Source organism: Acinetobacter sp. UBA3025, assembly GCF_002367915.1.
Classification (GTDB): Bacteria; Pseudomonadota; Gammaproteobacteria; order Pseudomonadales; family Moraxellaceae; genus Acinetobacter.
Window position 1 is genome coordinate 1 of sequence record NZ_DFDO01000108.1, and the last position, 6,842, is coordinate 6,842.

At 42.5% G+C, this 6,842-nt stretch carries 6 protein-coding genes and 1 pseudogene; 2 read left to right on the plus strand and 5 right to left on the minus strand.

Features of this window, described 5'->3' with window-relative positions:
• From B4J23_RS04560 to B4J23_RS04580, 5 genes are all read right to left on the minus strand, one after another.
• Positions 1-1,252: 7TM diverse intracellular signaling domain-containing protein (locus tag B4J23_RS04560; RefSeq protein WP_414631561.1), on the minus strand; the 1,252-nt coding region annotated here is incomplete at its 3' end.
• Positions 1,253-1,450: 198 nt separating this feature from the next.
• Positions 1,451-1,789 carry an FKBP-type peptidyl-prolyl cis-trans isomerase gene (locus B4J23_RS04565; RefSeq protein WP_159123393.1) on the minus strand — a complete coding sequence of 113 codons (339 nt, stop codon included), beginning with the start codon at positions 1,787-1,789 and terminating at the stop codon, positions 1,451-1,453.
• 79 nt (positions 1,790-1,868) lie between these two features.
• The gene (locus tag B4J23_RS04570; RefSeq protein WP_103799665.1) at positions 1,869-2,492 is read right to left on the minus strand and encodes an MgtC/SapB family protein; all 624 of its coding nucleotides are present in this window, start codon (positions 2,490-2,492) and stop codon (positions 1,869-1,871) included.
• Positions 2,493-2,581: 89 nt separating this feature from the next.
• Positions 2,582-3,112 (minus strand): YaeQ family protein, encoded by a 531-nt coding sequence (locus B4J23_RS04575; protein ID WP_103799664.1) that lies wholly within the window; start codon positions 3,110-3,112, stop codon positions 2,582-2,584.
• 100 nt (positions 3,113-3,212) lie between these two features.
• On the minus strand, positions 3,213-4,217 hold the full coding sequence (locus B4J23_RS04580) for a CobW family GTP-binding protein (protein ID WP_291358921.1): 1,005 nt from the start codon (positions 4,215-4,217) through the stop codon (positions 3,213-3,215).
• Positions 4,218-4,608: 391 nt separating this feature from the next.
• Between B4J23_RS04580 and B4J23_RS04585 the strand changes: the two genes are divergently transcribed.
• Entirely contained in the window at positions 4,609-4,863 is a 255-nt protein-coding gene (locus B4J23_RS04585; RefSeq protein WP_034170131.1) for a hypothetical protein, read from the plus strand.
• Positions 4,864-5,190: 327 nt separating this feature from the next.
• Positions 5,191-6,795, plus strand: a pseudogene (locus B4J23_RS04590) (bifunctional 3-(3-hydroxy-phenyl)propionate/3-hydroxycinnamic acid hydroxylase).
• Positions 6,796-6,842: the final 47 nt, after the last annotated feature.

A 6,842-nucleotide genomic window follows, 5' to 3' on the forward strand; every position in this document is an offset into this window, starting at 1 on the left:
CGAGTGAATTATTTAACTCTTTCAGATTCATATTCAGCTGCTCTGTCGCATAGGTTTGATGGGCATAATTTTGCGACTGCTGAAACATAATGATCACGGCATACAGACTGGTCGAGATAAAAGACAGATGCACACTTTCAATCACATTGATCAGCAATAAATAGTCATTTATAAAAGTCAGGCATAGAAAAATGACTGCATAGAGAGTTAAGCGCGAATAATTGTCTTTATGATGCAAAGTCTGATAAAAGCCATAGATAAAATTGGCCACCACGACTATCCCGAAAATCGCGCTATACAAGGCCAGACGTTGAAAAGTTTCCGGATCGGTCAACAAAGTTACGACACAGTTCAGTAGTAAAAGTCCTGCGGCAACACTATAAATAAGTCGATGTAAATAGCGCTGATTAAACAGGTACATATAACTGAGGAAAAATAGAATCGCCAGGAAAGTGAACAGATATTCCAGGCGTGTTCCCCATAGCCAACCGAGCTTAGTCACGATCGAATAGGCATACGGCGCTGCAAAAAAGTTATGCAGGGCCAGAAAAATAATGAACAGGCCAAAGATAAAAATACTTTTGCTATTGCGTTCGGTTGAACCCCTGAACATCGAAAATAGAATCGTGAAAAAGCCCACCCCAAGCACCAGTCCACAGACCATACTGATACTCATCATAAGCTGCTGATACTGACGGTTAATAGTTCCAGCAGTACCAATGCGTATAGGCTGCTCAATCCCGCCATGCAGATGGGTATAGTTTGAAGCCTGAATACTCATGGTGAAATATTCACTCTCAGGAACAAAATAACCGATTCGAGGTGCTCTTTCATTTCTCTGCTCTTCTGCTGATTTCGCAATTTCCCCATGCCGCAGAATAAATTTGCCATCGATATAGATTCGATAGGCGCCATATTCAGCCGGAATATGCACAGCGATCCGACGTCCGATAAATTCTGATGGAATTTTGAAATGCCCGATAAAAGTTCCATAGCCAATATTAGAACCGGTCAGATCTTTAAATGATGCAGGTAATTGAACCTCTTGCGGAGTAAGTACGGAACTGGGTTCAGTAATAAACTGGTTTGGGTAAAACTGCCAATTCTGGGGTAATTGGCTAATATGATCTTCAGTAAAGTGAATTTCGGAAATACGCAACTGACTGTGCTGTGTGACAGAGGAAGATTCAAGAGATGCCTGGGCGAAAACTGGAATTGTCACTAATAGGACCCAGCTAATGCTCCAAATCAATATTACAGAATAGACATTCCTTATCACGTTTTGCAAAGACAGTATTTTCCTGAAAAGTGCTTTATTCTTCTTATAATCTACGTCGAATAGCAGGGAGTGCAAAGCTTTTTTTGTAGTTCATCGGATGAAGTCCATATTGCTATGACTTCACCCGATCAGGATTCATTCATCACAATGAATGAAGCTTATTGCAGTAAATTAATCACGTGTTTTAACATCATACAGTTCGATTTCAAAAATCAGGTTTGAATTGGCCGGGATGATATTCCCCATCTTACGTTCACCATAAGCCAAATGAGCAGGCACAATTAGTTTACGCTTACCGCCCACTTTCATACCGATAATCCCTTGATCCCAGCCCTTGATCACACGGCCAGTGCCAATCACGGTTTCAAAATAGTTACCACGATCCAGTGATGAGTCAAACTTGGTGCCATCTTCTAGCCAGCCAGTATAGTGAGTCGTAATAAGTGCGCCCTTAACCGCTTCTTTACCTTCACCCACTTTCAAATCAATAATTTCTAGCTCTTTGGTCATGACCAATATCCTTTCTCTGGCAAATACGCATAGTATAAACGGGATTAGGCAGAATTCCTTTAGCTTTAAGGTTTAAGGTTTAAAAGCTGAGTTCCTGGATATTTGAATCATTCAGTAAATAGTTAGTCAATTTTTTATGATTTTCGGCGGAGCCAATTAAAATCCAGCGTCCACTAATACGATGTTCCGTTTTATGCTGCACACTGCGAACTACTTTCATATTATAAGTTTTAAATAATTCTTCGTATTGCTCTAAGGTTTTACGTTGATAAGGACAGATAATTCGGTAGGTACGTGCCTGACTTAAAGTTTCTATTCCCTCTTGGACATAGATCAGGAAAATCAGCACAATTAATACAATGAAAGTAGCAAACAGACTTAGCCATTCATAGCCTGCACCAGCTGCCATCCCTAATGCTGCTGTCATCCAGATGGTCGTCGCTGTCGTAATGCCTGAAATCCGGTTTTCATCTTTAAAGATAACTCCCGCACCAACAAAGCCCAAGCCAGTAAGGATATTGGCTGCAATCCGGTCCTGACTATCCAGACCAATTTTTATCGACATAATCGTGAACAAGCAGGAACTCAGACTGACCATGATCATGGTTCGCAAACCGGCAGACTTACTGCGATATTCGCGTTCTGCACCAATAATTGCACCAATACCGAGGGCAATGAGCAAACGATAAAGATCCGGATGCATATATTTATCCCTGTTTCATTTTTATTATTGTCAGGTATACGCAATTTCTGAATCAGGATACAAGCCGAGACTTGCATCCTTATTGGCTGTTATTGTAACTGTTCCCATTCAATTACAGCTTGGGCCTGATCACCGATCAAGGTCCACTCACCATCCATAACATTTAGTTGCAGCTGCATGGTACGTTCGCATAACTGTTGTACCGCTTCAGTGCTGGCAGTTGAAATTTTCCAGACCTCAACATTCGACAGCGTTTTCAGTTTGGAATTACGTTTATACCATTCATCAACTGAAGAACCATAAGCAACTACTGCGACCTGTTTGCAACGTGCGCTGGCTTTTTTGACTTTATCTTCGTCAGGACAACCCACTTCGATCCATTTCAATAATTGGCCAGTCAGGTCTTTTTCCCACAACGCTGGCTCATCAGTCTCAAACAGGTCTTTGGTAAATTCAAGTGCCTCGCCAGCAAAACGTGCATAAGCCAGAATACGTACCATCAGACGTTCAATGGTTTCCGAAGGATGCAGCGCCATCGTCAACTGATAGTCTTCATAACGATGGGTATCCATATCGGCAACATTCAAATCTGCCTTATAAATTGTCGCTTTTAACGCCATAACATAATCCTCAAATTTGGCGCCTAGCATATAAGATTTATTGCATTTTTGCTGGACAGATTTCGTCTTATCCAGCTATTTTCTCTGCGCAGATTTGAAGCTATTTTTCCTGATCAATCCGGCATTGCATTAAGGCGGTTTCAAATTCCAGCCAGTCACGTGAGGTCTGGTAAATCACTTCTACCCGGTTATCAATGCCTTCTTCAGCAGACTGATAATTAAACTGATCAGGATTGAAATTAAAGCTTTTCCAGCCCTGATTAGTATTAAAAATCCCTTTGATTCTGAGCCAGTCCTGCTGCTCACAAAGCAAATCCAGCAGATCATAAAAATCAAATTGCCAGCGTTTTGGCAATTTCCAACCTGCCACCTGATAGCCTTGTGCACTTTCTACATAATGATAAGGCAACTGATGTACGATAGCCGGCACCTCTCCCAACACTTGGCGCTGTTGCTTGAGCAGTGGCTGGATCTGACGTGAAGCACCCTGATAATCCTGTTTGATTTGCTCAATATCCAGCTGTCCGTTTTCTATCATCAGCCAGTGCTGGGCATATGGCTGATACTCAGCCTTGAGTTCAGTTAAAGCAGCATGATCAGTTTCAGTCATCAAGTCAGCATGGGAAATAACCACGATATTGGCAACTTTCAGCTGATCCGCATACAGGTTCTGATGCGTCCAGTCCCGATCATGTAAACGTGAACCATCGACTACCGTGACCAGAGCCTGCATTTTCAAATGACTCTGCCAATGCGGTTCGGTGAGCTGTTCCAGCAGTTGCCCGGGATGTCCGAGTCCTGTAGGTTCAACAAATAGCCGGTCCGGTTTGGTTTCTGACAATAGCCGGGATAAAGCAATCTGCATTGGCAACTGACTGCTACAACATAAACAGCCGCCCAGCAATTCTTTCACTGCATAGCCCTGATCCTGAGGCAGTAATTGCTGGTCGACGCCAATCTGACCAAACTCATTCATCAGCACAGCCCAGACTTCTTGCTCCGGTTTCTGGCTCAGTAAATATTTTAATAAAGTGGTTTTACCAGCACCCAAGAATCCGGAAATGATGTGTACAGGAATAGGCTGCTGAGCGGCAAGAACTTTCAAAATTGATTCTCTCAAAGATAGAATTAGAATGAGTAAACCTGACTATTATAGAACACTGGACTCTTGCAAAAATGTTCATTCTTGGATGATTAGATTCTATTTATCTCGGTTCAAATAAAAATAACAGTCTGTAGTAAGTACTTTTTAACCGTTAACTAGTTCACTTAAACGCTATATTTGAAATATTTACACACATTTCCAGCTAACAATTTCTTATACATTTAACAGAAGAAAACAAATTTCCAATGATTGTATTTGCTTGGTTAACAGCTTCGTGCGGCTTTTATTAATTGCTTTGCTCCATAAAATTTTCATGCTTAGGATGAATTCCTGCCGGATTGATGTGATGGTCATTCGGCAGTTTATAAATGTAATAAAAAGGATGCTCAACATGAAATATGCACAAATCTTACTTGCAACAACGCTTACTGCAGCCGCAGCTACCAGTTTTGCAGCAAACAACACCACTGACACGAAGACCACTGAGGAACAGAAAGTCACTGTGACAACTCAGGAACTTCCTGCAACGAATAACCCAAATCCAAATGTAACCACAGCTGGACCTGCTGACCAGCCTGCTGCGTCTGAAGCTGCTACAGAAGACAAAGATGGTAAAAAAACGACTAAGTCGACATCGACTCGTTAATCAGGTTTAAAGCAACATCTCGTGCAGTAAATCTCCAGTAGGTTTGACCTATGCTGCCGGATGTAGACTAAGGCTGAATCATGCAACTGCGTGATTCAGCTTTTTTATACCTTATAGGCTATTCACTATAGCCAGAAATGATCATAGGATTCATTCATCTTATGAATAAATTTAAATATTATTATTTATTATCAATAACTTATTAAAATAAAATTCTCTTCAACTAAATCTTTTTGATAGACATGACCTACTATGGACTAGCTTGTTTAGCGCTATTGATTGTTCCTTAATAGTCTCAATCCTGAATTGATGGAATGGACATTCGCGATGAGCAATACAAATTACACCACTGAAGTGGCGATTTTGGGGGCCGGCCCGGTAGGTTTAACAATTGCCAACTATTTAAGCAAACAGGGTGTACAGGTCACTGTGGTTGAACAGCTAAATAGTCTGATCGATTATCCGCGTGCCATCGGCATTGATGATGAATCCTTGCGTACCATTCAATCTTTGGGACTGGTTGATCAGGTCTTGCCGCATACTACCCCGAATCATGCCATGCGCTTCCTGACACCCAAAGGCCGTTGCTTCGCAGACATTCAGCCACTGACTCGTGAATTTGGTTTCTCCCGCCGTAATGCTTTCATTCAGCCACAAGTAGATAACGTTCTGCTAGAAGGCCTCAAACAATATAAAAAAACTGAAGTACTTTTCTCTCGCCATCTGACACATTTCAGCCAGGATGCTGAGGGTGTAACTTTAAATGTTCAGACTAAAAATGGCAGCTTAGAAACCATTCGTGCGCAATACCTGATTGCCTGTGATGGTGGAAACTCTTATGTACGCCGTACCCTCAACATTCCATTCGAAGGTGAAACTGCGCCAAACCAGTGGATCGTGATTGATATCGATAATGACCCATTGGCAACCCCACATATTTATCTATGCTGTGACCCGGTGCGTCCTTATGTATCAGCTGCCCTGCCGCATGGCATTCGCCGCTTCGAATTCATGGTCATGCCAGGCGAAACTCAGGAAGAACTCAGCAAACCAGAAAATATTGCCAAACTACTATCTAAAGTTTTACCGAATACCGATGGAATCGAAGTGATTCGTCAACGTGTCTATACCCACAATGCACGTATTGCAGATAAGTTCCGTGCTGACCGTATTCTGCTTGCTGGTGATGCTGCACACATCATGCCGGTATGGCAAGGCCAAGGCTATAACAGCGGTATGCGTGATGCCTTTAACCTGGCCTGGAAAGTTGCATTGGTGATCCAGGGTAAAGCAAGCCATGAATTACTGGACTCTTACCAGGTAGAACGTAAGGATCATGCCAAGGCGATGATCGATCTTTCAGTCATGGCAGGCCACGTCCTTGCTCCACCAAAAAAATGGCAAGGCTTTGTTCGTGACGGTATTGCTTACGCATTGAACTATATCAAGCCAATCAAACAGTACCTGCTGGAAATGCGCTTTAAGCCTATGCCGAAGTATCATGATGGTGCCCTGCTGGCCAATACTCAGAAAGACTCTCCAGTCGGCAAGATGTTCATTCAGCCGCAGGTGAAACTGGAGTCTGATGAAACTGTATTGCTGGATGAAGTGATTGGCAATGACTTTGCCATCATTGCCTGGGGGGTGGATCCGAAATGGGGCTTAAGCAAGCAAACGATACAACAGTGGAAAAAACTTGGCGTAAAATTTATCCAGATTATTCCTACAGTTCAATTGTCTAATCAACATCGTAAGCAATACGAAGAGGTGATCACCATTGGTGATATCGGTACGGACATTCGTACCTAGTTCGGCAAGACCAAGGACTCTATCGTCATCCTGCGTCCAGACCGCTTCGTGGCAGCCTTAGCGATTCCTCAATCTATAGAAAGCACAAGTCAGGCGCTATTTAACAAGCTCCATGTCAAATAATTGACCTCAGTCAAAAAAACCACGCTACGGCGTGGTTTTTATTTATA